The sequence below is a fragment of the Shimia gijangensis genome, assembly GCF_900142085.1.
Lineage (GTDB): Bacteria > Pseudomonadota > Alphaproteobacteria > Rhodobacterales > Rhodobacteraceae > Shimia > Shimia gijangensis.
This window is the reverse complement of sequence record NZ_FQZQ01000024.1, coordinates 17,147-42,396: the sequence shown is the minus strand read 5'-3', so window position 1 is coordinate 42,396 and position 25,250 is coordinate 17,147. Positions and strand designations below refer to the sequence as shown.

Sequence of the window (25,250 nt, the reverse complement as noted above, 5' to 3'; positions counted from 1 at the left end):
GCGGAAAAGGGTATGTGAATTGCACGTTTTACGTGTCAAGCACTTGCTGTTATTCTGCGTTGCGACGTGATCAATTTATTTTTTTGAGGTGCGCTATGTCACCGGTTTTGCGAATTGGTATTTGGGTAGTCCGCGCTGCGGTTCTTTTGGTTCTGGTCGTTTGGGCCGGGTTTGCTTTGGCGAACACATTCGAGGTGCACGTTTTAGTGGTGCATGATGGCAATATTCGTACTGGCGACCGTATTCATGGCCCGGAAGTGAATGTCTTATTGGATCGCGCCGGGCAGTCGGTTGTTTTGGGGCTTAGAAATACTTAGGCGGTGCGCTGACGCGTAAATGTGACGCCAGAAACAAATGTTGAGTCCGTGATTTTGTTCGGGCACAGCGCAGCGCAATCCGAAGCCTTGGCACCCTTTCTGGGCTCCGGAAAATCCCCGGCTATTGAAACGAAGTTCAGCAGAAAGGGGTTTGAGGAGCTCGGTTAAGATGGATCTCTCATAGACATTCCCGTGACTCTTGATGTGCCGAGAATTGGGATGCCGCGCGCCGTTGCGGTGGACGATGAACGCGTGCGGTTGTTTGGCTTAACCTTTCATGGCGACAGCTTTTTGTACCAAAATGACCTAAATACCAACGTCTGGTCGGTTCTGTTGGAGAATGAAAAACGCGACTCTCGCACATATCTTGTCAACACCAGCACCGGAGATTCCTGATTGGTGGCCTATCAGGATCGTCAGCCTTGAGAGTGTTGATCTACGCTACCTGTAGACCTGATCCTCACCCGGAAAGCTCCGGTCCTTGACCTCTTCGGCGTACTGGCCGACAGCGCGTTCTATCGCGGGGCCAAGATCGCCGTAAACTTTGACAAACTTCGGCGTCCATTCGTTCAGCCCTAGCATGTCTTCAAGCACCAGAATTTGCCCATCACAGTCAGCCGATGCGCCAATGCCAATGGTGGGAATGGAAATCTGGGTGGTAATCTTGGCCGCCAGCGGTTCTACCATACCTTCTAGCACCACCGCAAAGGCCCCGGCCTCGGCCACAACCCGTGCGTCTTCTTCATGTGCTGCCCAGCTGTCTTCTTCGCGGCCTTGGGTTTTGAACCCGCCCATGACGTGGCTGGATTGTGGTGTCAGGCCAATATGCGCCATCACCGGAATGCCGCGTTCCACCAGAAAAGTGATGGTTTCGGCCATGCGCTTGCCACCTTCGATCTTGACCGCACCACAGCCGGTTTCCTTCATGATCTTGGCGGCGTTGCGAAACGCCACGCCGGGGCTTTCCTCGTATGCGCCAAACGGCATATCCACGACGATCAACGCCTTTTCAGTGCCACGCACCACCGCCTTGCCATGCATAATCATCAGATCAAGAGGCACACCCACGGTGCTTTCCATTCCATGCATCACCATGCCCAGACTGTCCCCGACAAGGATGAAATCCGCGTATTTGTCGACAATCGCAGCGGTATGCGCGTGGTAGGATGTCAACGACACAATCGGCTCGCCACCCTTGCGCGCGGCGATTTGCGGAACGGTGTTGCGGCGGATTTTGACTTGCTTGCTCATGGTGTTACGACCCTTTGATCCAGCAGAAGAATGCCGCCAAACTCGACCGAAATCATAATGGCAGCAGGAGAAGTGAGCGCGCCTGAAATCTCGGTGAGATCCCCGGCCGCCACAATATCAAGCCCGCGCAGCGTGGCGCGTGGCTCGGCGGTGATGATGTTTTTAATGACGTCGTGCAGTGCTTCAATCGTGGTGCCTTTGGCGGCGGCCTGATCTGCGGCGTTCAACGACCGGGATAAAACCAGCGCGGCCTGACGGTCTTTGGTCCCAAGCCGCACGTTGCGCGATGACATCGCCAGCCCGTCGTCCTCGCGCACTGTGGGCACGCCGATGATCTCGATTGGAAAGGCCAGATCGCGGGTCATCTTCTTGACGACCTGCAATTGTTGGTAATCTTTCTCGCCAAAACAGGCGATGTCGGGCTGTACGAAATTGAACAGCCGGGCCACAACCGTGGTGACACCGCGAAAATGACCCGGGCGCACCTGGCCGTGAAGAATGTTTGCCATCCGGGTGGTTTCGACAATTGTTTCGTCCTCAGCCGGGTAAACCTCAGAGACATCCGGCACCAGCACACAATCGACACCGGCCGCGCGCAGCATTTCAAAATCGCGCTCTTCGTCTCGCGGATAGGCCTCAAGATCTGCCGCTTCACCAAACTGCGCAGGGTTGACAAAAATCGTCGCGACCGTGCGATCCACCCTGGTCTCGGAACAGGCGACAAGGGCCAGATGACCGTCGTGTAAAAAGCCCATGGTCGGCACCAAACCGACGGTCTCACCTGCGAAACGATAGCCCGCGACGATGCTTCGGCATTCTGCGATGGTTCTGCAAATCTTCATGTTGCACGTGTTCCATATTGTCGTGACGCCCTTGATAACAGGTGATGCTGCATTGCGGCAATACCTTTGCAGATTTGCCTCAGAGTGACCGAACGCTGCCAGAAAATCGCCTAATTGCCTGCGCAATTTCGTCAGCCTGCGGGTGCAGACTGATGTCGGGTTGAGTAGAGGAGTGACAAATGGGCCGGGTTTTACCATTTATTTTTGTGTCGATGGCACTGGTCGCGACCGCAGTTGCTCAGGCTCAGACCCTCAAACGCGACGTTTCTCCGGCGCCTGTGGCGATGACAGTCCCGGTCGAAGTCGAATGGCTCGACCCTCCGAACGTTCCCTGAATTTGCCAAAATCCATCAGGACAAATTGTCCTTTTCCGGCCTTTCGGCGACAAGGGGTCGGTTTTGTCCTTTTTTCGGTCGGCTGGACCCGCCGCGCTCGCCTATGATTTGTCAGGTTATGGACAATTCTGTTTTTTAGGAGTCGTCCGACATGAAAACTCAAGTCAAAGCGCTGGTCGTCGGTGGTGGTGCCGTCGGAACCTCTATTGCCTATCATCTGGCCAAAGCGGGCTGGGACGATGTGATGCTGATCGAACGTGATGAGCTGACGTCGGGGTCAACATGGCACGCCGCCGGTTTGTTGCCGCTGTTCAACATGTCCTATGCGACAACCCACATCCACAAATATTCGGTCGACTTTTATAAAGAGCTTGAGGCGGAAACCGGCCTGAACGCAGGCTTTGCCGTGGTGGGCAACCTGCGCATGGCGCAGACACAGGATCGCATGGACGAATACATGCTCTATGCCTCAACCGCCGAAACCTGTGGCGTGGATTACGAATGGCTGACACCGGATCAGATCAAGGAACGCTGGCCACTGATCCGCACCGATGACCTGAAAGGTGCGATCTATCACACCGAAGATGGCTACATTAACCCCGCCGACGTCACCATGGCGATGGCCAAAGGTGCCCGCCAGCGCGGTGTTGAGATTGTGCGCAAGATGCAAGCGGACGCTTTCCACTGGACTGGCACGCACTGGGAAGTGACCTGCACCAAAATGATTGAGAAGGGTGGCAATCTTGTTCCCAGCGACGAACAGGTTGTGATCACCGCCGAGCATGTGGTGACAGCCTCGGGTAACCATGCACAGCGCACCGCCAAGATGCTGGGCATCAAAATGCCCGCAGTCCCCGTTGAGCACACATTCATCGTCATGGATCAGGACCCCGAACTGGTCAAATGGCGTGAAGCTGGCAACCCCGAGCACCCCGTTGTGCGCGACGCCGACGCGCAATCTTATGCCCGTGAAGAGCGTGGCGGGTGGATCTTGGGCATCTACGAAAAAGACGCACCAGCGCGGTTTGAACACGGCGTGCCTGACAGCTTCCGCGCCGATTTGTTCCCGCTCGATCTGGATCGTATCGCCGAACAATACATGGCCATGACCGAACGTGTGCCGTCCTGCGCCGACTCTGGTCTCAAGGACGATTTCAACGGCCCGATCTGCTACACGCCTGACGGCAACCCGCTGGTCGGTCCGGCACCGGGCCTGCACAATATGTGGCTCGCCGAAGGCTTCTCGTTTGGCATCACCGCCGGCGGTGGCACCGGCTATTACCTGGCGCAAATGATGGTCGATGGCGAAGCCGAGATCGACATGGCTTCGCTTGACCCCAAGCGGTACAGCCAAAACTGGATGACAACCGAGTTCGCCGCGCGCAAAAACGAAGAGTGCTACGATCACGTCTATGTCCTGCACCACCCTGACGAAGAACGCCCCGCCGCGCGCCCCTTGCGCACAGCCCCTGCGTTTGACCGTCAAAAGGCGCTGGGCGCGCAATTCGGCTGGGTCAACGGCTGGGAACGCCCCAACTATTATGGCCCGGTTGATGCGCCAGACACCTTTGACCACGACGCGCGCTCGTTCCGCCGTGGTGGCTGGTGGCAATACGCCGTGGACGAGGCCAAGGCCATCCGCGAAGGCGTTGGCCTTGTGGACGCGACCGCCTTTACCAAGCATGTCGTCAAAGGCCCCGGTGCCACCCAGTTCCTGGATTGGTTCACCTGTAACAAATTGCCTAAAGTGGGCCGCATTAACCTGACCTATGCGCTGACCAGCCACGGCACCACCCGCACCGAATACACCATCGTGCGCAACGGCGAAGATAACTACTACCTCGTCTCGGCAGGCGCCTGGACCGAATATGACGCCGACTATCTGCGCAAAGCCGCAGACGAGAAAATGGCAGAGTTCGGCTATATCGAAATTCAGGATGTCACCACGCAATGGGGTGTCTTTGCCATCGCAGGCCCCAAGTCGCGCGACGTCTTGAAAGAGATCATCAACGACGCCGATCCTGAAACCGCCCTGTCGAACAAACGTTTCCCATGGCTGTCGGCCCGTCAGATCGAACTGGGCATGTGCCCCGTGAATGCGATCCGTGTGGCCTATACCGGTGAGCTTGGTTGGGAACTGCACCACCCGATTGAGATGCAGAACTACCTTTGGGATCTGCTGATGTCGGTGGGTGAAAAGCATGACATGAAACTGGTCGGTGCACGTGCCCAAAACTGGCTGCGTCTCGAAAAATCCTATCGCGCCTTCGGCACCGAGCTGGGCCGTGACGCGACCCCGGCCGAGGCCGATCTGCCACGCTTTATCGATAACTCGAAAGAGTTCCACGGCAAGGCAGAAATGGAAGCCAAAGGCATTCGTGTCAAATGCTGCACTCTGTTGATCGACGGGCCTGCTGATGCCGATCCATGGGGTCGCGAAGTGCTCTATACGCCCGAAGGCACCCGTGTGGGACGTCTGACCTCGGGTGGTTATTCGGTGGCGTTCAAGAAATCCATCGGCATGGGCTATGTCACGCCGGAATTGGCAGTTGAGGGCACCAAGTTGAAGGTCAAACTGCAGGACAAACTGTGGGACGCTGTTGTCACCTGTGACAGCCCTTATGACCCCAAAAACGAAACCATCCGCAAGGATGGGTGACGCTGTATCTTGATCACGGCTTCAAATGCCATGGCGACCCCGGTTGCCATGGCATTTTTCATTGGAAAGGCCTGTTTTTGAGCGGTGTCAATTACAAGCCACTGAAAAGGCGTTATAATTACTCTTGGGACAAACACTCGTTGGGGAGGCGGGCGTTCGCCCCTGACATTTGAGCTTGTATGAAATTCTTAGAAATGCTGCGGTCCCGAGCTCCGTTGGGACCGTAATTTGTGAGTTAGCGCAGGAATTTTCCGATCAGATCATCGGCAATCGATCCATCTCCGTCGCTGTCCAGCATTTTCGTGAGCACAGATAGGTCGGCGCCGCCAGCAGACTGATCTTTTTGCCCCATCAGGCCACCGACCAACCCCATCAACCCTTTGGCGCCACCGCCACCCATTATTGGCTCGATCGAAGCGTCAGGCAGGTTCTTTTGCAGCCCACCCTGTAGCATTGCGGCCAATGCGGGCAAGAACTGTGCGACAGTGGCTGTATCCACGCCGGTGCGTGCGGCGGCTTCTCCGGCCAATCCTTGCACCGCGTTCTGATCCCCAAGCAGACCCTCAAGGAACGAAAGCCCATGCGCCTGACCTTCGGGACTGGCGGCGGTGGCGCTGTCGTCAAACAACGATGCACGGTCTTCGCCTTTCAGGGCACCCAAAAGGTTTTGCAACCCGCCAGAGGCGGCTTGTTTCTTGGCGGCAGACCCGATTGCAGGCGCCAGCAATTCTGCCAGTTCAGACGTCTGAGTGGCGTCCAGCCCAAATTGGCTGGCCATTTTGGACAGACCTTGGCCTTGCTGGGCTTGTTGTAATAGATTGAGAATGGACATCTGGATGCTCCGATTGGGCTGCAGGAATTTGGTGTCATCCCAAGAATGCCCCTGCAGTCATTAGAACTGCAGGGGAAAAATCCCAAAGTCATCCCCGAAAAGGGTCAGTCCCCTGTCGTGAATTCCTTGATGTCGTTGAAATCCTGATCGTCAATCTGGCCGTCATTGTTGCGGTCCATTCCATTGAACCATTTACGTCCAGCTGCCATCAGTTCTTCCCGTGTGACCAGCCCGTCAAAATTGGTGTCAACGTACCCACGCGAAAGCCCCGTCACCGCACGCAAGGCCAAAGACGTACCATGTTTGGCAGCTTCTTCTTCGCGGGCTTTGTCGAATGCATCGTATTCTTGGGCATTCAGTGCGCCGTCACCATCTTTGTCGTACTTGGACATGATGGCACTCAGGCGTTGTTCCACTTCGGTCATGGTGACACGATTGTTTGCGTCCAGATCCCAAAGTTGGGAAGAAGCCGTTTCAGAAGACAAAACGGGCGATCCAGCCAGAGCAGCAGCCAGAGCAAAAGGTAAAAGCCGTGACATGAGTTTCCTTTCGGGGAACATAGGGGCGTTACCCCCTATGTAGACTGCCGAGGGTCCCGGCTCAACCAGCAGACAGTTCTTCAAAACATTCCATTGCCTTGGCGGCATACATCATCGACGGTCCGCCCCCCATTTGGATGGTCATCGCAAGAACGTCACCGACCTCATCACGGGTTGCGCCCGCTTTGACGAGCGCAGCAATATGCAACACGATACAGGCTTCGCAGCGATCCGCGACCGCAATTCCCAACGCGATGAACTCTTTGGTCTTAAAGTCCAGAACGCCACCTTCTTTGACGGCTTTTCCCAAGCCCCCAAATGCCCGCGTGGCATCGGGGATGGCTTTGTTCAGCCCGCGAAGTTGATTGCGGGTATCGTTCAGCTTGTCATTCCAACTCATACATCTTGCTCCTTGAATGTGAATTACCTCCTCAGAACACGGTTCAAAAGGCGATTCCTTGACAAAGATCAGTTTTTTGGAATTTGTTCTGCCTTACCGAGCGTAGCGAGGCCACGCCCAACCTTTGCGACATTTTGGATGTCAAAACAAAGGGCGAGAGCCTTGGGGGGACTTAAGCAGGCTTGCGCAAGATAATCGCGAGATTGTTGGCGGGCATTTCGACCATATCCGCAAACTCCAGACCTGCAGCGACTGCCCAGTCCAGCACGTCAAAGTCGCTTTTGTAGCCGATCTCTGGGTCTTGCGCCTGCAGGCTTGCGTGAAAACTTGCATCGCCCTCGCTGATCATCGCGTCATCGCGCATGAAGGGGCCATAGATCATCAAGGTGCCGCCAGATGACAAGGCGCCTGCGGCTTCGTTGACAAGAACCCGCGCCTCACCTTCCGAGATCAGATGCAACAGGTTCACCAGCATGATGAAATCCTGACCGCCATGGTCGGCATGCCATCCGTGTGCTGTTGCATCGAGGTCCGTGGCAGGAGAAATGTTTTTCAACCCGGCCTCAGCGACATACACATCAATGCTGGCCCTCCGGGCCGCGTCGACTTCGCTGGGCTGCCAGTGCAGACCGGGCCGTGCTTTGGCCAGTTGCACCACATGCTGACCTGTTCCGCTGGCAATCTCCAACGCCCGACCTTGTTCTGGTGCGCGGTCACACACCAGGGCCACAATGGCCTCGGCATTGCGCGCGGCAGAAGGTGCAAACATGCGACCATCCTCAGTTGCTTGCGCCACCGAGGCCGTATCAGGCAGGTTCAGACGGCGCGGCATCAGGCAAACCGCGCAGGATCAAGTGCGGCCAATGTCTTGGCATCGAGCACGGACGCGACGCCCGATACTAAATCCGCAACCAATTGCGAGGCTGCCGGGCCGGTTTGAAAACCATAACCGCCCTGTCCGGAAACCCAAAAGAATGATCCGTCGTCCACAGACGGTCCCAGCACCAAATTTCGGTCAGGCGAAAACGTGCGCAGCCCGGCCCAGCTATGTTCAAGCCGCGTCACCGGTTCTGTCACGACTTCTTCATACCGCGCCAGACCCTCGGCCAGAACCATATCATCCGGCCAGGCGTCATGCGGTTCCTGAAGGTGTTCTTCCGACGGGGACACCAGCAGTTTGCCCGCGTCCGGCTTGGCGTACCAGTCTTCGCGCACGCCCAACATCATGGGCCACTTTGAAACATCATGCCCTCCGGGGGCCGGAATGCGGGCCATGGAGCGGCGCAGCGGAGTAAAGCCCAATGGCGTGATCCCTGCCATTTTTGCAATCTCATCCACCCATGCACCCGAGGCGTTAAAGACCATCCGTGACTCAAAATCGGTCCCATTTGCAGTCACGATCCATCCGCTGTCAGTGCGTCGGATGGCTGTCACGGTTTGGCCGGTCAAAACTTCGCCACCCTCCGCGCGGGTCAGTTTCGCAAACGTCTGAATCTCGCGCTCGGTGTCCACGTCATGCGCCGCCTCGTGATAGGCGGCATAGCCCACAACATCCGGGTCCAGAACGGGCACCATGTCAAAGGCGTGATCCAGCGCAATAGGCTCCATGTTCAGGTCTTTGCAAGCGCGCGGAAAATCATCTTTCTCTGAGGTTTTGGCCACCAGCATAAGCCCGCGCGGGCTTAGAAAACCCCCATGTGCATTGGCGTGGAAATCCGCACTGGCAGCCGAAAGAGCCACCGTCGACTCCAATCCATAATTGGCTTCAAACAACGCGGCGGAGCGACCGGAGGCATGATACCCCAACGACGTTTCCCGTTCTAACAGCACCGTTTTGCCCAAGGGCGCCAAACGCGCTGCCGTCGACGTTCCGGCGATCCCGCCGCCAATGACAAGAAAATCAATCATGCTTCTTCAATCCTGTCTGTTGCAGGTGGGGGAGTCGGTGACAGATGTGCCAGACGGTCATACAGAGCGTCGGACATCTCAAACGTCACTGCCGCCAGGGATGGCATCAGCTGAGCAACATTGCGCGCGGACAAAATGGGCATCGGAGCAGATGGATGGCGGGCGGCCCATGCCACGGCAAGGGTCGCCGGATGACACCCGATTTCCGCAGCAACCGCGGCCAGTCCGCTGGCTGTTTCATGCATCCAGTCCAATCCGTAGCGCGCGGCATAACGCTGATCCGAAGCCAGCCGCCCCGTGGCGTTGGCCCGTCTGTACTTGCCGGTCAAAAGCCCACTGCCAAGCGGCGAATAGGGCGCAATTGCGATACCCTGATCGGCCGCCATCGGCAAAAGCTCCACCTCGGCCTGTCGCTTCACAAGGCTGTACATGGGTTGCAGAATGTCAATCGTCAGCCCACGCGCCTCGGCCAGACCCACGGCTTTCATCACTTGCCATGCTGCAAAGTTTGAAAGACCAACGTATGAGATCAGCTTTTCGGATTTCAGTGCAGCAAATGTGTCGAGTGTCTCGACAAGGGGCGTGTCAGGATCAAAGCGATGCAGATACAGGATATCGACATGATCCATGCCCAGTCGTTTGCGGGACATATCAAATTGCGCGCGCAGGTTTTGTGACCCGGCCCCGCCGGTGTACCCCGCCTTGGTGGCAATCACGAGCCGGTCGCGGTGTGGTTTTGCCAGACGGCCCAGAATCTCTTCAGAGCGGCCTTCGGTATAAACATGGGCTGTGTCGAAATGGGTGATGCCCGCGCCAAGGCAGGCGTCGAACAAAGCTTGTGAGTCGCGTTCATCGGCGGCATCACCAAATTGCATTGCCCCAAAGGCAAAGCGGCTAATGGCAGTGCCATCGGAACTCTGGATCACATGTGTCATGGCGGAACGTTGGCACGGTTTTTCCTGGGGGAAAAGGGGCTTTGCCCCTCTTGGGTCGGATCGACCCAATTCACCCCAGAGTATTTTGGAAAATGTGAAAACTCAGGCTTGGCCGAGCAACCAGCCAACCACTTTGTCACGCGCTGGGTGAGGGTGGTCAGGATGCAAGAGGTGGTAGGCATCCGGTGTGTTTGGAGCCTGCCAAATCTCGCTCAGAATGTCAGCGTTGAGAGGGTCGTGCACCAGAAGCCGGGGAACGATTGCAATGCCTTGGCCTGAAATCGCCGCGTCGATTGCCAAAGCGGTCTGGTTGAAACTAAGTGAAATCTGCGGTGACGGTATGGATTGGCTCTTGAACAGATTTGTCCAATGGCGATGACCATCTTCGATAAGGGGCCAGTTTGCCAATTCAGTCAGTGAAAGGGCGCTCTGGGATTGCGCAACCAGGCTGGGGTTGGCGACAGCACACAGATGTAAAGGGGCCAAAGTCCGGGTGACCAGTCCCGAAACCGAAGGACTTGCGCCTTGACGGATCACCAGATCGACCTTTTCGCGTTCAAAATCCGTGAGCCGTTCGCTTGCGCGCAGATCCAACGTCAGGTCAGGGTGGTGCGCCGCAAAATCTCCAAGGCGCGGTACCAGCCATTTTGACGCCAGCGATGGCGGTACCGATAATGTGACTGTTGTTTGGTTCGGTCGCAAAGCCTCTGTCGCACGGTCAATCAAATCCAATGCCTTACGAATATCCTGATGATAACGGGCACCTGCTTCGGTTAGTGCCAGCCCTCGGGGCAGGCGACTAAACAAAGCTTGATCCAGGTCCGCTTCGAGTTTGCGCACCTGTTGCGCCACCGCGCCCTGCGTCAGATACAGTTCTTCGGCGGCCAGACGGAAATTTCCGTGCCGGGCCGCGGCATCAAACATTCGCAGCGCGTTAAGGGCGGGTTTTCTCATTTTCAGACAGTAACTTTTCTACAGTCTAGGAGCAAGAAACATGATTGGTCATGAAGGGTGGCGGACCTTAGATTGGCGGCAACAATTCAAGGAGTATGGATATGAGCAAAGTCGCAATCATCACCGCAGGAGGCAGCGGTATGGGCGCCGATGCAGCACGCAGACTGCATGCTGATGGGTTTGACGTGGCGATCTTGTCGTCGTCTGGCAAAGGCCAGGCATTGGCCGACGACCTTGGCGGTGTCGGTGTCACAGGGTCAAATTTGATAGGAGAAGATCTACAGGCTTTGGTTGACGCCGCGATGGCAAAATGGGGCCGTGTGGATGTTCTGGTGAACTCGGCAGGCCATGGCCCAAAGGGTGACATCATGCAGATCAGTGATGAAGACTGGCATCTGGGCATGGATGTGTATCTGATGAACGTGATCCGCCCATCCCGACTCGTTGCGCCAATCATGGCGGCCCAAGGCGGTGGCGCGATCATCAATATCTCAACTTTCGCCGCGTTTGAGCCAGACCCATTGTTTCCGACATCCGGCGTTTTTCGTGCCGGCCTGGCAAGTTTCACCAAGCTGTTCGCAGACAAATTTGCGCCCGACAATGTGCGGATGAACAACATCCTGCCCGGCTTTATTGACTCACTGCCCGAAACCGAAGATCGCAAGGCGCGTATTCCGATGGGGCGCTATGGCGCCGCCTCCGAGGTGTCGTCTCTGGTGTCGTATCTTGCCGGGGAAGGCAGCTATGTTACCGGCCAGAACTGGCGCGTCGACGGTGGTTTGACCCGTCACGTCTGAGGCTGTCGTGTGGAAAGGTCGCTCCATAGGCCAAAGCCCGGATGCCGTTCATCACGCGTAAGGGTTTTTTGCAGAACGATCTTTGGAAAGTGACCCCTGACGCTCTTCGACCAAGGCCTCAATAGCATCGGCCAAATGCACTTCTTGGATGTTGTAATCACCAGCAGCAACCCGCATCCGATGCGCCCGGATCATTACATCGGCATGGGTGCAGCCCACCGGAGGTTCGAACCGGTAGGAGGCCAGCTCAATTGTCAGGCCCAATGGATCGCGAAAATAGATCGAATCCATAAAGCCGCGATCCTTGATCTTGGTGTGGGCGACGCCTCGGTCATCCAGCCGCTCAATCGCCTGCATCAACGATGCATGTGACACGTTAAAGGCAATATGATGCACGGTGCCTGGATCGCGTGGGTTGGCGGATGAATCCACCTTTCGGGTCTCGTCGGTGAAGATGGTGATCAGTCGCCCGTCGCCGGGATCAAAATACAGATGGCCTTCGTTGGGGTTGTCCAGATTTGGCTGGTCAAAGATGAACGGCATGCCCAGCACACCTTCCCAGAAATCAATCGACGTTTGCCGGTCGGCACCGTTCAGAGTGATGTGATGAACGCCCTGGGTTTGAATTTTGCGCATGGTTTTCTCCCGTCCTGTTGCCCCAGCATACCCTAAATTTCAGGGCGCAGGATAGGGGGCGTTCAGCGCGACGCTTGTGCAGTCTTGCACAGAGGATCCAGCGTTTGTTTGAAAGAAAAAAGAGCGGTTCGACGAAGGGACAGGACCCCGAACCGCTCTTGTAAAGGTAAGCCCGGTGAATTGGAAAGACCGGGGTAACTGCATGTCAGGTGCTCTGGCGAGGGAGGAAGTTTCCAGAGCACCCTTCGTTGCTGTTGAATAAGAAATGGGGGCACATATCGTTTTTACCATTTTAGTTCGTGCCACGGTCATGTGAAAACGTGCCAAATGCGTGTTCGCCCACAAAAAAGGCCCGCCCTACGGGGCGAGCCTTGCATTGGTCTGATTTGCAAACGAGGCTTAGTTACCGCTTTGCTCTTTCAAAACCTTCTGGTTCGCTTCACGCAAACGCCATGCGGCACCCATGCTGTTGCTCAAGGAAGGCGGCACTTTGTCCAGCGGCACAATCAGATCACCGTCCACGGGCCACTCCGTCAACAGTTCAGGATGGTAACCCTCGGGGTAGTAAAGCTTGGGGTCGATTTCCATATCGCGAACGTATGGCTCCTGAATATCCTCGCGTGCATGCGGCGGATGCGGAACCACGAGCTGTCCGTTCGAGAAATCAAACTGCGGTGCACGGCTGTTCGGGAAACGCGGCAGAATGCCTTCACGCACCCAGATCTGATCCTTGGTCACGTTCACAACGATCCCGTCCGGCGCACCAAAATGATAGGGCCCTTTCCAGTGCTCGCGAATTTCCGCAACGGTTTCTTCAATCTGATAGGGGTCATAGCTCATGTGAGTGTTCATCAAGAGCCGTGGCTGTACCAGATTGGCGATATAGCCCGCGGCATAGCTTGGGGTGTGGTGTGTATCCACGGTGTAGCGACCAAGGAACGGTGGCACGCCTTGTACGCCTGATGAAATCTCGAGAATTTCCTGCTGTTGTTCAGTGACAAAGACATCGCAGCCTTTGGCATAAGGAATGTCGATCATGTTCGGACGGCCATCACCGGTCCAGATAAAACACATGCCGTTCCAGTCGAGACGATAACCCGACGCGCCATCTTTGGCGTGGCTCCGTTGCCAGTGAATGACCCGAACGCCATCTTCTTCATAGACGACGCCGCCATTATCGCGGAAATCAAATTCGTTGACTTCGATGTCCCAGCCTTTGCCAACCGGGAACACGCTGAACGCGTCGCGGTGCCAGCCGGTCATCATCTTCATGCCTTCGACCATGGTCGCGGTGCCATATTCTTCGGTGCGCCCCGACGGTCCGTGTACTGTCAGCTGCTCGTGCCAGCCGCCAGCCCAGGTGCCAAACATCCACAGATAGGGCAGGCCACCAAAGTGGTCGACGTGCAGGTGGCTGATAAAGACATCTGAGATCTGGTTCAGCGCATAACCACCGGCAATGATGTTGGCGGGCGAGCCTTCACCAATGTCGAACATGAAAATTTTGCCGTTGCCCAGCTCAACAAGGATCGCAGTGTTCATCTGTCCGGGGCGGATAAACGGTGCTGACCCCATAAAGATGATGCGCATTTCGTTTGGCTGAACGTCTTCCGTTCCGGGGAACCAGTTGGCCGCACTTCTCAACCATGGTTGTGGGCTGATGCCTTCAAATGTCAGACCCTCTTTCCAGCGGCCCATCGGCACGCCGCCGGTCAGTGCGGCTGCAATATCGTCGTCCGTAGACGGCTCACCAACTGGTGGCGCCTCGGCAAATGCCGTTGTGGCCATCAGCGCCACAGCAGCGACTCCGGCCCAAACAGTTTCCAAAATTCCTGATTGTCTCATGCAATACCTCTCCCCTGGTACGTGTTGTTCAGAAGGTAAAGCATTGTTTGATTAAGGACAGAAATTGCTCTGGGAACCTTGGTCAATTGACGAAGGATTCTGGGCGTTTGGCGAAAAAGATTAAGGCTTACAGCCCACTAGCCGTAAAGCGCGCGCGCCTGAGCAAACGATAACAGTTTTTTGGTTTTTTCGTCCCACAGATGCAGTTTGGCGCTGGCCAGGCTTTCACGAATGGTCATCTGATTGCCCTCGGCCAGTTCCTTGTGATCCTTCAGGACTTCGGTCAGGCGGTAAAACGGGATGCGGCTGTACAGATGATGCACGTGGTGGATGCCGATATTGGCGCTGAACCATTGCAGGACTGCTGGCAGGCGATAGTACGAGCTACCGTGTAGTGCGGCGTCGTGCAGTTGCCAGTCTTCGTCCTGGTCCCATTGGGTGTTTTCAAACTGATGCTGCACATAAAACAGCCACATGCCCGCAGTGGCCGCGATCAATGTGGACGGCACAAAAATCAGCACCAAAGGCATCAAGCCACCAAAGTAATACACCAGGATGAGAGCGCCAATAATCGCGATATTCGTGCTCATCGCGCTGACCCAGTATTTGACGCCAGCCATCAGGCCAAGAGGCAAACGATTTTGCAGGAAGAACAAGTAACTCGGGCCGAAGCCAAACAAGGTAATCGGGTGGCGATACAGACGATACATAAAGCGGTCGTATGAGGACAGGGCGTTGTATTCCGTCACGGTTTTGGTGTGGATATCGCCCATGCCGCGTTTGTCCAGATTGCCGTGTGTGCTGTGGTGAACCGAATGGGTGCGCCGCCAGACATCATAAGGTGTCAGCGTCGCCACTCCCAAAAGGCGACCAACCCAGTCACTGACTGTGCGGTTCTTGAAAAACGCTCCGTGTCCGCAGTCGTGCTGAATGGCAAACATCCGCAACAGGAACAACGCATTCACAACCGATATCGCCAATGTCAGCCAATAGCTGATCGACAACGACCACCAGGCCAGCGCCCAAAGCACCAAGAATGGTCCGACGCTCACCGCCAGCTCAAACGCGCTGCGCAACTGATCCGGTTCGCGGTAGTGCGCCAGTTTCTTGATCCAGTCACGCGCAGCAAGTTTTGCAGTTTGGTCGGAGCGTGGTTGTAGGGAGTCGTTCATGAGCCTGCCGTAAGGTTAGTGTTTGCTAGTCGGATAGACTATCGGGTCAGGTAAGCAAGTGAATATAAGGTGAACTCGGCAAAAAATCGTCAATGATCAAAAAAATGAGGCGCCAGCACGTCACAACTCCGCTGATAGCCGCGCGACGCCTTGGATGGATTGCCCAAGGCTCAATTGCTGGGGTGGCTTCCTCAGATGCTTAGCCTTTATCGGGGCCGCTCACTCAGACCGGTTCCCGAACCACATGCGGCGCAAAAGACCGTCTTTGCGCACATATTGGTGCCACAAGCCAGCGCCAGCGTGGCCCAGAATCAACACCCCAAGAACCGTGGCCAAAACCCCATGCGCCGCACGGGGGGGATACATGCTGAAATCTGCGGGCAGGGGGGCACCCGAGCCGCCAAACACAATGCCCGGCAATCCCGCCATATTGGCGATCGCAAGCCCCGAGGCACACATGGCAATCACAACGGCATAGAACAACCAATGCGCGGCCTGACCCAGTTTGTTGACCATCGCATTGCCAATATCCGCATGTGGCGGCCTGGTGGTCAGCAGCCGAAGGGCCAAACGGATTACCATAAGCGCAAGGATAACAATGCCGAGGCTCATATGCATTTGCAATGAGACCAGTTTGGCGGGGTCGTCGTTTGGCGTCTCAGCCAAAACATTGCTGCCCATAACGAGGCCGCCAATAATCATTGCTGCAAGCAGCCAGTGAAGCGTCACAAGCAAAGGATGATAGCGGGTCATGGTACATCTCCGAATTTGACTTGTGTGCATTAAACGCAAAAGAACAGCCCCGTAACAACAAAAAAAGGCCCACCTATTGGCGGGCCTTCTTGTCTGTGTCTGGATGTCCGGCTTACTGCGGAACGTCGCCGTCGATACCTTCGACGTAAAAGTTCATGCCAGCCAGTGTGCCGTCGTCAGCCGTTTCGCCGTCAGCCAACCAGGCCGAGCCGTCCTGTTTGTTCACAGGGCCGGTAAAGGCATGGTACGAGCCGTCAGCCAGCTTGTCTTTCAGCGCCAGAGCCGAAGCTTTGATCTCAGCCGGAACAGCATCGGAAATCTCGCCAATGCCAACCATGCCAGCACCAATGCCGTCCCATGTGTTCACGCTCTCCCAGGTGCCGTCCATGACCGCACCAACACGGGCGATATAGTAGGGCGCCCAGTCATCGATGATCGATGATACGCGTGGCATCGGAGCATATTCGCTCATGTCGGATGCCTGACCAAAGGTGATGACGTTGCCAGCAGCCTGTGCCGCAGCCTGAGGTGCGGTCGAGTCTGTGTGCTGCAGGATCACGTCCGCGCCTTGTTCGATCAGAACCTTGGCCGCGTCAGCCTCTTTGGCCGGGTCAAACCAAGTGTAGGCCCAGACGATTTTGAACTGAACGTCAGGGTTCACTTCTTTGGCGTGGATATAGGCCGAGTTGATGCCCCGGATCACTTCTGGGATCGGGTAGGATCCGATGTAACCAATAGTGTTGGATTTGGTCATCTGACCGGCAATGTGGCCCTGTACGGCGCGACCTTCGTAGAAACGGGCTGAATAGACCGATACGTTGGCAGCTTGCTTATACCCGGTGGCGTGCTCGAACTTCACTTTCGGGAACTTCTTGGCGACGTTGATGGTTGGGTCCATGTAGCCAAACGACGTGGTGAAGATGATGTCGGCACCTTTCAGCGCCATATCGGTCATCACGCGTTCTGCGTCCGGGCCTTCTGGCACCGATTCCACATAGACGGTTTCAACCTTGTCACCGTATTCAGCTTCTACCGCGAGACGACCTTTGTCGTGCTCGTGGGTCCAGCCGCCGTCACCGATCGGGCCAACATAGACAAAACCTACTTTGGTTTTGTCGGCCATCGCCGAGGTGGCAAGACCAGCCACCAGCGCAGCACTGGTCAAAAGTTTGGTCAATTTCATACGTAATACTCCCTGTTTACGTTTTTTATTTGGCCTACTGAGAGGCATGGAATATGCGGCCAAGCGAAGCCGGCGCACGGCTCTTGTCAGCAGACATAATGACAAGCACCAGAATAGTGATGATGTAGGGCGACATTGCCAAGTATTCGACCGGAATTGCAATACCGGCGGCCTGCAGATTGAGCTGCAAAACGTTGATACCGCCAAAAAGATAAGCTCCCAGCAGAACGCGCCATGGTTTCCAGCTGGCAAAAACCACCAGCGCCAGCGCGATCCAGCCGATACCGGCGGTCATGCCTTCAGTCCACTGTGGCACCCGGATCAGGCTGATGTAAGCCCCACCAAGGCCCGCGCAGGCACCCCCAAACATAATGGCCAGAACCCGCACGCGGATGACGTTATATCCCAACGCGTGGGCGGCTTCGTGGTTTTCACCCACCGCACGCAGTACCAGACCAATGCGGCTGTATTTCAGCACGGCCCAGACCGCTGCGACCAGTGCAATACCGATATACAGCACCGGATCGTGGCCAAACAGAATGGGGCCAATCACCGGAAGATCACTCAGGACCGGAATGTGAATGTTGCCCAACGCGGGCGGCTTGATCCCGACATAGCCCTGACCCATCAGGGCCGACAGGCCCAGACCAAACAACGTCAGGGCTAGGCCCGAAGCCACCTGATTGGCCAATGCGAACTGTGTGAGAAAGGCAAACAACAGTGACAGACCGGCGCCTGCGGCCATGGCCGCAACCAGACCCAGATAGGGTGATCCACTTTCGACCGAGACCGCGAAACCGCCGATGGCGCCCACGATCATCATGCCTTCTACGCCAAGGTTCAGAACACCGGCGCGTTCAACGACAAGCTCTCCAACAGCGGCCAGCAACAGTGGTGTTGCCGCCACCATAAGCGAGGCAATCAGGAGGACGGGATTGATGGCTGAGAGATCCATTATGCGGCCCCCTTCACTGCAAATTTGATACGGAAGTTGGTGAGAAGATCGAGCGCCAGAAGGAAGAACAACAGCATCCCCTGAAAGACCTGAATGGCCGCCGCAGGGAGCCCCATGTTCGACTGGGCAATTTCGCCGCCAATATACGTCAGCGCCATCAGCAAGCCCGCCAGCAGAATGCCGACCGGATGCAAACGGCCCAGAAAGGCCACGATGATCGCGGTAAAGCCATAGCCAACACCAAAGTCGATGCTGATCTGACCCGCCGGACCCGAGGCTTCGAACATGCCCGCAAGGCCTGCCAGAGCACCCGAGGTCCCAAGACAGAACAGGATCAACCGGGTTGGATTCACCCCTGCAAAACGCGCGGCCCGTGGGGCCTCACCCGTGAGGCGAATGTTGAACCCAAGGATGTGCTTGTTCAGCAAAACGTAGGACATGATGACCGCGATAAAGGCGAACAAAACACCCCAGTGCATGCCGGTTCCTGTGATCAGCTCGGCATTATGCGCAGATGCATATTCCTGCAGGTTACGCGACCCCGGAAAGCCAAACCCTTGTGGGTTTTTCAGCAGACCCAGCGACACAGAGGCCAACAATTGTTCGGCCACATAAACCAGCATCAGTGACACAAGGATCTCGTTGGTGCCGAATTTCACTTTCAGCAACGCCGGGATCATCGCCCAGACCCAGCCGCCCAAGGCGCCTGCAAGGATCATGATCGGAAAGATAAAGATGCTTTCCATAGGGTAGAACGCTAATCCAGCACCGGCACCACAAATGGCGCCCATGATGTACTGACCCTCGGCCCCAATGTTCCAGATACCTGCGCGGAAACCCAATGACAGGCCAATCGCAATCAGGATCAACGGCCCACCTTTGACCAGCAATTGCGGGCGATAGTAGAACGCAAACTCACCAAACAGCGGTTCCCAAAAGATGGTTCCAATGGCTTCAAACGGGTTCTTGCCAAGGGCTGCAAACAGCAACCCACCGGCGATCATCGTGATGACAACCGCAATGAGCGGCGTCGACAGGGCGAGCGTACGCGACGGTTGGGCGCGTTTTTCCAGCTTAATCATGCGTCCGCTCCTTCGTTGATATGGGCCACTTCCATGCCATGGGCACCGCCCATCATCAGGCCAATTTCGTCAATCGACAGACCCGCAGCCGGGCGGATATCTGACATGCGGCCTTCGTTCAGCGCGCCAAACCGGTCGGAGATTTCCATCAACTCATCCAGATCCTGGCTGATACAGACAATGGCTGCACCGCCCGCGGCCAAATCCAACAGCGACTGGCGGATCGACGCCGCCGCGGCCGCATCCACACCCCAGGTTGGCTGGTTGACTACCAACACTTCGGGTGATTGCAGAACTTCGCGACCAATCACAAACTTTTGCAGGTTGCCGCCAGACAGCGATCGCGCCGCCCGGTCAGATCCCGGTGTGCGCACGTCAAACTCTTTGATGACTTCATCGGCAAATGCCGTGGTGCCGGCCCAGTCAACAAACCCGTTCGACGTCAGATTTTTGCGGATCAACCCGGTCAAAAGCGCGTTTTCGACAAGGCTCATGTCCGGGGCTGCTGCGTGGCCCAGCCGTTCTTCGGGGGCCGCCAGAATACCCAGCTCGCGCCGCGCGTTAGGTCCCAGATGTCCAACATCCCGACCCTTCACTTTGACCGCATCGGGCCATGTGGTTGATTCACCCGAAAGGGCCGCCAGAAGTTCGTCCTGCCCGTTGCCCGCAACCCCGCCAAGGCCAAGGATTTCACCTGCCCTGACTGTGAAGTGGATGTTTTTCAGTGTCGTGCCAAACGGCGAGGTCGGCTGCAGCGACAGACCAGAGACATCCAGCATGACGTCGCCTGTCTTTTCGGTCGAGCGTGTGGGGGTCTGCAATGTATCGCCGACCATCAGCTCTGCCATATCGCGGGCCGAGGTTTCCGCCGGAACACATTCGCCAACGTTTTTGCCCAACCGCAAGATGGTCGCGTGATCGCAAAGTGTGCGAATTTCTTCCAGCTTGTGGCTGATATACAGGATCGACGTGCCTTCAGACTTCAGCTTGTTCAGCGTCTTGAACAGGATTTCCACCTCTTGCGGTGTTAGAACCGATGTCGGCTCATCCATGATCAACAGCTTGGGGTCCTGCAACAGGCAGCGGATGATCTCAACGCGCTGACGTTCGCCCGCCGACAGATCACCCACAGTCCGGTTGGGATCAAGTGGCAGGCCATAGGCTTCGGACACCCGGCGAATCTGGCGGGCCAGATCGCGCATCTTGGGGGGATCTTCCATGCCCAGAGCGACGTTCTCGGCCACGTTCAGGGCGTCAAAAAGCGAAAAATGCTGAAACACCATCGCCACGCCTGATGCGCGGGCGGCTTTGGGTTCGGGCGGGGCAAAGGCCTCGCCGCGCCACGTCATGGTGCCGCTGTCGGGCTTTACCAACCCGTAAATCATTTTCACCAGTGTGGATTTTCCAGCGCCGTTTTCCCCCAAAAGGGCGTGAACTTCGCCTTCTTGGATGTCAAAGGATACGGTGTCGTTGGCGACCACGCCTGGATAGGCTTTGGTCAAGCCTGAAATGCTGAGCAATGTCCCAGTCATGAAATTCTGTTCCCTGTTGCGGCCACGAGTTCGAATGCCCCATGTGCCTTTTTGTTCGAGCGCTCACACCCTAGGGAGCAGGGCCGGGATTCGGCAAGGATAACTTCGGCGCAGAATGACGGGGGTTGAGAAAATCTGGGAAAATCGGCAAATGCGAAGCCTTTGAAAACATGAGGAAAACATGCAGATTTTAGGTGTTGATTATCTTGGAAAAATTGAAAGACCCAATTATACACCGGGTAAACCCGAAGATTAACTTGGCAAAAAGATCTCGAAACGAGCCGTTTCAGACGCCTTTTTTGATCGCCAATCGGGGATCCGCGCAGCCTCCACACCTACTCTACAGACAGTTTCTGGTCATTTGGTTACTGCCATTGCGTCGGCGCGGGTGCACGACCATACTCAAAGCAGCCCAGAAACAATGATAAGGTAGACGCCTCTTATGGCCGAACGTTTCGAACGCCACCGCCAGGCTTGGACCCAGGAAGAAATTCAAAAACTGCATATCTTGGCGGCAAAGGGGATGGGTCTGAAGTCGATCGCCAAAGCGCTCACGCGGTCCGAGGACTCAACAAAGACCAGAGCCAAACAAGACAAGCTCAAAATCAGTAAGCTGCGCTGAATTCCCAATCGCGGGTCGTCACAAAGGTGTCTTGCGGGGCGGCCCCTCGTGGTGCCTGTTCTCTGTTCGGTGACCAAAACGTATAACCAGCCGCCAAACCCCCGTGACCTCCGCCCCCCGCTGCGCTAGCTTGCCCGAATGAGCAAACAGCCCCGATTCATTCATCTTCGCACCCACACCGAATATTCCCTTCTCGAGGGCGCGCTGCGCGTCAAGAAGCTGCCCGGCATGTGCGCTGCTATGGACATGCCCGCCGTCGCGATAACCGACACAAACAATATGTTCGCCGCGCTTGAGTTTTCAGTGACCACCAGCGGGGCAGGGGTTCAGCCTATTGTCGGCTGTCAGGTCGACGTGACCATGCCGCATGATGACCCATCAGGGCGCACACAGCCCCCGCCACCCGCGCCCGTGGTCCTGCTTGCTCAGAATGAAACCGGCTATGAACACCTGATGAAGCTCTCGTCCTGTCTTTATGTCGACAGCGGTGGGCAATTGCCGCAGGTCTCGATTGACGAATTGCAGGTAAATTCGGATGGTTTGATCTGTCTGACCGGTGGCTCGGATGGTCCCATGGGGAGGCTCCTGCGCAACGGCCAGACCGATGCTGCCCAGGCCATGATGCGCCGCTTTCACGAAATTTTCGCTGACCGGCTATATATTGAACTGCAACGCCACCCCGGCGAGGCAGGCCAGCCCGAGGCCGAGCGCCTGACCGAGCGCCCCTTTGTCGAAATGGCCTATGCGATGGATATCCCGCTGGTCGCGACCAACGATGTCTATTTCCCCAAAACCGACATGTACGAGGCCCATGACGCGCTGATCTGCATCTCGGAAGGCGCCTATGTTGACCAACAAGAGGGCCGCCGCCGCCTGACGCCCCAGCATTACTTCAAAAGCCCGCAGGAAATGGTCACGCTGTTCGCCGACCTGCCCGAAGCGATTGAAAACACCGTCGAGATCGCCCAGCGTTGTGCCTTTCAGGCCTATCGCCGCGATCCGATCCTGCCCAAATTTGCCGACGATGAGGTCACCGAACTGCGCCGCCAGGCCCAGGAGGGTCTAAACTATCGCCTGTCGATGATCCCCCACGCGGTCAGCGTTGAAAAATATCAGGAACGGCTCGACTTTGAACTCGGCATCATCGAAGGCATGGGCTTTCCCGGCTACTTTCTGATCGTTGCCGACTTTATCAAATGGGGTAAGGATCAGGGCATTCCTGTCGGCCCCGGTCGGGGATCGGGCGCGGGCAGCCTTGTGGCCTATGCGCTGTTGATCACCGACCTTGATCCATTGCGCTATTCCTTGCTTTTCGAACGCTTCCTCAATCCTGAACGTGTCTCGATGCCCGACTTTGACATCGACTTTTGCATGGACCGCCGCGAAGAAGTGATCCGCTATGTTCAGGAAAAATACGGTCGCGACAAGGTTGGCCAGATCATCACCTTTGGGGCGTTGTTGTCAAAGGCTGCCGTGCGCGACATCGGCCGCGTGTTGCAGATGCCCTACGGTCAGGTCGATCGCCTGTCCAAAATGATCCCGGTCGAAGGCGTGAAACCGGTCAGCATCGAAAAGGCGCTGGCCGATGAGCCGCGCCTGCGCGAAGAGGCCCGCAACGAAGAAGTTGTGCAACGTCTGCTGGACTATGTCCAACAGGTCGAAGGCCTGTTGCGCAACGCCTCGACCCACGCTGCGGGCGTGGTGATCGGTGACCGCCCCCTCGACGCACTGGTGCCGCTTTATCAGGACCCGCGTTCCGATATGCCCGCCACCCAGTTCAATATGAAGTGGGTCGAACAGGCCGGTTTGGTCAAATTCGATTTCTTGGGCCTGAAAACCCTGACCGTCATTCAAAACGCCGTCGATCTGATCAAGGCCGCAGGCCGCGATATCCATTTTTCGGCTGATGGCGCAGAACTCTATGAGCCCCCCGAAGGCGCTGTGAACGAGATCAACGCCATCCCTCTGGATGACGAAGCCAGCTACAAGCTTTATGCCGACGCCGCCACGGTCGCTGTGTTTCAGGTGGAATCCAGCGGCATGATGGATGCGCTCAAGCGCATGAAACCCAACTGTATTGAGGACATCGTCGCCCTTGTGGCGCTCTATCGTCCCGGCCCGATGGAGAACATTCCGACCTATTGCGAGGTCAAAAACGGGCTGCGCGAGATTGAATCCGTTCATCCGCTGATCGACCACATCCTTGAAGAAACCCAAGGCATCATCGTCTATCAGGAACAGGTGATGCAGATCGCGCAGGTCATGGCAGGTTATTCGCTGGGGGGAGCAGACCTTCTGCGCCGCGCCATGGGTAAGAAGATCGCCGAAGAAATGGCCAAGGAACGCCCCAAATTTGAAAAGGGTGCGATGGAAAACGGGGTCGACCAGAAAAAGGCCTCTGAAGTTTTTGACCTTCTCGAAAAATTCGCCAACTACGGCTTTAACAAATCCCACGCTGCCGCCTATGCGGTGGTCAGCTATCAGACGGCATGGCTCAAGGCCAATCACCCGGTTGAGTTCATGGGCGGTGTGATGAACTGCGATATCCATCTCACGGATAAGCTGGCGGTCTACTTCGAAGAAGTGAAGAAAAAGCTCCAGCTGCCCTACATTCCCCCTTGCGTGAACCGGTCCGAGGCCACGTTCACGGTGCGCGAAGGTGCGTTGGTTTACGGGCTCGGTGCGCTGAAAAACGTCGGCGTCGAAGCGATGAAACTGGTCACTGAGGGCCGCAAAATAGACGGCGTCGAAAAACCTTTTGCCACGCTGTTTGACATGGCTCGCCGGGTTGATCTGAAGCGCGTCGGTAAACGCCCCCTGGAAATGCTGGCCCGGTCTGGTGCCTTTGACGAGTTGGACAAGAACCGCCGCCGTGTTCTGGAAAGCCTCGATTCACTTGTTGGATATTCTGCCGCGATCTTTGAACAAAAGGCCTCAAATCAGGTGTCGCTGTTTGGCGAAGCAGGCGACGATCTGCCTGAACCGCGTCTGTCCCCTGTGAGCGATTGGCTCCCGGCCGAACGTCTCGACGAAGAGGCCAAAGCCATCGGATTTTTCCTTTCGGGCCACCCGCTCGAAGATTACATGACTGCGCTCAAGCGCAAGAAAGTGCTGACATTGGATGAAGCCACCGAACAGGCCCGAATGGGGCCTTGCGTGGTGAAAATCGCAGGCCGGGTTTCGGGCCGCCAAGAACGCAAATCAGCACGCGGCAACCGCTTTGCCTTTGCGCAATTGTCCGATCCAACCGGTGCTTATGAGGTCACGATTTTTTCCGACACTCTGGAAAAAAGCCGCGACTATCTTGAAACAGGCTCCAAGGTTGTGGTCACTGTTGAGGCAACGATGGAGGCGGATCAGCTAAAACTGCTCGCCCGCGCGATTGCACCAATCGATACCATCGTGGCGGATGCTGGCGCCGCCGGGCTCAAAATCTATGTCGAGGATATCACCGCCGTGATCCCGGTGGCCAACGTGTTGCAGCAATCCATGCAAACCGTAAAGCGTGGCGCAAAAGGACCGATTATGTTCTGCCTCATGCAAAACGATCTGCCCGGCGAGGTCGAGATGGATCTGGGCATCGAATGCCCGGTCAATCCGCAGATCAAAGGTGCGATCAAATCCCTCGATGGTGTGATGGAAGTCGAAGAGTTCTAGGCGACCCGTAGGGCGGGGTTTCACCCCGCCGATCCTGCCATAAG

General features: G+C 56.4%; 24 protein-coding genes. 7 read left to right on the top strand and 17 right to left on the bottom strand.

Annotated features, from left to right (window positions below):
- Window positions 1–95: 95 nt before the first annotated feature.
- Complete coding sequence (locus tag BUC32_RS16985) at window positions 96–317, top strand: hypothetical protein (RefSeq protein ID WP_073255723.1); 222 nt, start codon at window positions 96–98, stop codon at window positions 315–317.
- 219 nt (window positions 318–536) lie between these two features.
- Complete coding sequence (locus tag BUC32_RS20700) at window positions 537–713, top strand: hypothetical protein (RefSeq protein WP_175556960.1); 177 nt, start codon at window positions 537–539, stop codon at window positions 711–713.
- Window positions 714–758: 45 nt separating this feature from the next.
- Here BUC32_RS20700 and panB read toward each other — a convergent pair whose 3' ends face one another.
- Window positions 759–1,568: a 3-methyl-2-oxobutanoate hydroxymethyltransferase gene (gene panB, locus BUC32_RS16980; RefSeq protein WP_073255720.1), complete on the bottom strand. Its 810-nt coding sequence runs from the start codon at window positions 1,566–1,568 to the stop codon at window positions 759–761.
- Window positions 1,565–2,410 (bottom strand): pantoate--beta-alanine ligase, encoded by an 846-nt coding sequence (gene panC, locus BUC32_RS16975; RefSeq protein WP_073255718.1) that lies wholly within the window; start codon window positions 2,408–2,410, stop codon window positions 1,565–1,567. Before panC ends, panB begins: the two co-directional genes overlap by 4 nt.
- Window positions 2,411–2,589: 179 nt before the next feature.
- On the opposite strand from panC, the gene BUC32_RS20695 reads away from it, so the two are divergent.
- Window positions 2,590–2,745: a hypothetical protein gene (locus BUC32_RS20695; RefSeq protein ID WP_175556959.1), complete on the top strand. Its 156-nt coding sequence runs from the start codon at window positions 2,590–2,592 to the stop codon at window positions 2,743–2,745.
- A 151-nt stretch (window positions 2,746–2,896) separates the two neighbouring features.
- Window positions 2,897–5,404 carry a GcvT family protein gene (locus tag BUC32_RS16970; protein WP_073255715.1) on the top strand — a complete coding sequence of 836 codons (2,508 nt, stop codon included), beginning with the start codon at window positions 2,897–2,899 and terminating at the stop codon, window positions 5,402–5,404.
- 235 nt (window positions 5,405–5,639) lie between these two features.
- Here BUC32_RS16970 and BUC32_RS16965 read toward each other — a convergent pair whose 3' ends face one another.
- The 7 genes from BUC32_RS16965 to BUC32_RS16935 all read right to left on the bottom strand — a co-directional run bounded on the left by BUC32_RS16965 (window position 5,640) and on the right by BUC32_RS16935 (window position 10,972).
- Window positions 5,640–6,236: a DUF937 domain-containing protein gene (locus BUC32_RS16965; RefSeq protein ID WP_073255712.1), complete on the bottom strand. Its 597-nt coding sequence runs from the start codon at window positions 6,234–6,236 to the stop codon at window positions 5,640–5,642.
- 104 nt (window positions 6,237–6,340) lie between these two features.
- Window positions 6,341–6,775: an EF-hand domain-containing protein gene (locus tag BUC32_RS16960; RefSeq protein WP_073255709.1), complete on the bottom strand. Its 435-nt coding sequence runs from the start codon at window positions 6,773–6,775 to the stop codon at window positions 6,341–6,343.
- Between the two features lie 61 nt (window positions 6,776–6,836).
- A complete protein-coding gene (locus BUC32_RS16955; RefSeq protein WP_073255706.1) occupies window positions 6,837–7,175 on the bottom strand; it encodes a carboxymuconolactone decarboxylase family protein in 339 nt (112 codons plus the stop codon).
- A gap of 172 nt (window positions 7,176–7,347) precedes the next feature.
- Window positions 7,348–8,007 (bottom strand): DUF938 domain-containing protein, encoded by a 660-nt coding sequence (locus BUC32_RS16950; protein ID WP_073255703.1) that lies wholly within the window; start codon window positions 8,005–8,007, stop codon window positions 7,348–7,350.
- Window positions 8,007–9,083, bottom strand: coding sequence for an NAD(P)/FAD-dependent oxidoreductase (locus BUC32_RS16945; protein ID WP_073255700.1), 1,077 nt, complete (start codon window positions 9,081–9,083; stop codon window positions 8,007–8,009). The genes BUC32_RS16950 and BUC32_RS16945 overlap by 1 nt, the downstream gene beginning before the upstream one ends.
- Window positions 9,080–10,018 (bottom strand): aldo/keto reductase, encoded by a 939-nt coding sequence (locus BUC32_RS16940; protein ID WP_073255697.1) that lies wholly within the window; start codon window positions 10,016–10,018, stop codon window positions 9,080–9,082. The genes BUC32_RS16945 and BUC32_RS16940 overlap by 4 nt, the downstream gene beginning before the upstream one ends.
- Window positions 10,019–10,120: 102 nt before the next feature.
- Window positions 10,121–10,972, bottom strand: coding sequence for a LysR substrate-binding domain-containing protein (locus BUC32_RS16935; protein WP_073255694.1), 852 nt, complete (start codon window positions 10,970–10,972; stop codon window positions 10,121–10,123).
- A 95-nt stretch (window positions 10,973–11,067) separates the two neighbouring features.
- Between BUC32_RS16935 and BUC32_RS16930 the strand changes: the two genes are divergently transcribed.
- On the top strand, window positions 11,068–11,769 hold the full coding sequence (locus BUC32_RS16930; protein WP_073255691.1) for an SDR family oxidoreductase: 702 nt from the start codon (window positions 11,068–11,070) through the stop codon (window positions 11,767–11,769).
- Window positions 11,770–11,820: 51 nt separating this feature from the next.
- On the opposite strand, the gene BUC32_RS16925 is transcribed toward BUC32_RS16930, so the two are convergent.
- From BUC32_RS16925 to BUC32_RS16890, 8 genes are all read right to left on the bottom strand, one after another.
- A complete protein-coding gene (locus tag BUC32_RS16925) occupies window positions 11,821–12,405 on the bottom strand; it encodes a VOC family protein (RefSeq protein ID WP_073255688.1) in 585 nt (194 codons plus the stop codon).
- Between the two features lie 399 nt (window positions 12,406–12,804).
- A complete protein-coding gene (gene gntH / locus BUC32_RS16920; protein WP_245815205.1) occupies window positions 12,805–14,250 on the bottom strand; it encodes a guanitoxin biosynthesis MBL fold metallo-hydrolase GntH in 1,446 nt (481 codons plus the stop codon).
- Between the two features lie 137 nt (window positions 14,251–14,387).
- The gene (locus BUC32_RS16915; RefSeq protein WP_073255685.1) at window positions 14,388–15,422 is read right to left on the bottom strand and encodes a fatty acid desaturase; all 1,035 of its coding nucleotides are present in this window, start codon (window positions 15,420–15,422) and stop codon (window positions 14,388–14,390) included.
- 219 nt (window positions 15,423–15,641) lie between these two features.
- Window positions 15,642–16,175 (bottom strand): cytochrome b, encoded by a 534-nt coding sequence (locus tag BUC32_RS16910; protein WP_073255682.1) that lies wholly within the window; start codon window positions 16,173–16,175, stop codon window positions 15,642–15,644.
- Window positions 16,176–16,287: 112 nt separating this feature from the next.
- The gene (locus BUC32_RS16905) at window positions 16,288–17,358 is read right to left on the bottom strand and encodes a BMP family ABC transporter substrate-binding protein (protein WP_073255679.1); all 1,071 of its coding nucleotides are present in this window, start codon (window positions 17,356–17,358) and stop codon (window positions 16,288–16,290) included.
- A gap of 34 nt (window positions 17,359–17,392) precedes the next feature.
- Window positions 17,393–18,313 carry an ABC transporter permease gene (locus BUC32_RS16900; protein WP_073255676.1) on the bottom strand — a complete coding sequence of 307 codons (921 nt, stop codon included), beginning with the start codon at window positions 18,311–18,313 and terminating at the stop codon, window positions 17,393–17,395.
- A complete protein-coding gene (locus tag BUC32_RS16895) occupies window positions 18,313–19,395 on the bottom strand; it encodes an ABC transporter permease (RefSeq protein WP_073255674.1) in 1,083 nt (360 codons plus the stop codon). The genes BUC32_RS16900 and BUC32_RS16895 overlap by 1 nt, the downstream gene beginning before the upstream one ends.
- Entirely contained in the window at window positions 19,392–20,927 is a 1,536-nt protein-coding gene (locus BUC32_RS16890; RefSeq protein WP_073255671.1) for an ABC transporter ATP-binding protein, read from the bottom strand. The genes BUC32_RS16895 and BUC32_RS16890 overlap by 4 nt, the downstream gene beginning before the upstream one ends.
- A 442-nt stretch (window positions 20,928–21,369) precedes the next feature.
- Between BUC32_RS16890 and BUC32_RS16885 the strand changes: the two genes are divergently transcribed.
- Together BUC32_RS16885 and dnaE are read left to right on the top strand one after the other, a co-directional pair.
- Window positions 21,370–21,549, top strand: coding sequence for a hypothetical protein (locus BUC32_RS16885; RefSeq protein ID WP_073255668.1), 180 nt, complete (start codon window positions 21,370–21,372; stop codon window positions 21,547–21,549).
- A 138-nt stretch (window positions 21,550–21,687) separates the two neighbouring features.
- Complete coding sequence (gene dnaE / locus BUC32_RS16880) at window positions 21,688–25,206, top strand: DNA polymerase III subunit alpha (protein ID WP_073255665.1); 3,519 nt, start codon at window positions 21,688–21,690, stop codon at window positions 25,204–25,206.
- Window positions 25,207–25,250 lie beyond the last annotated feature (44 nt).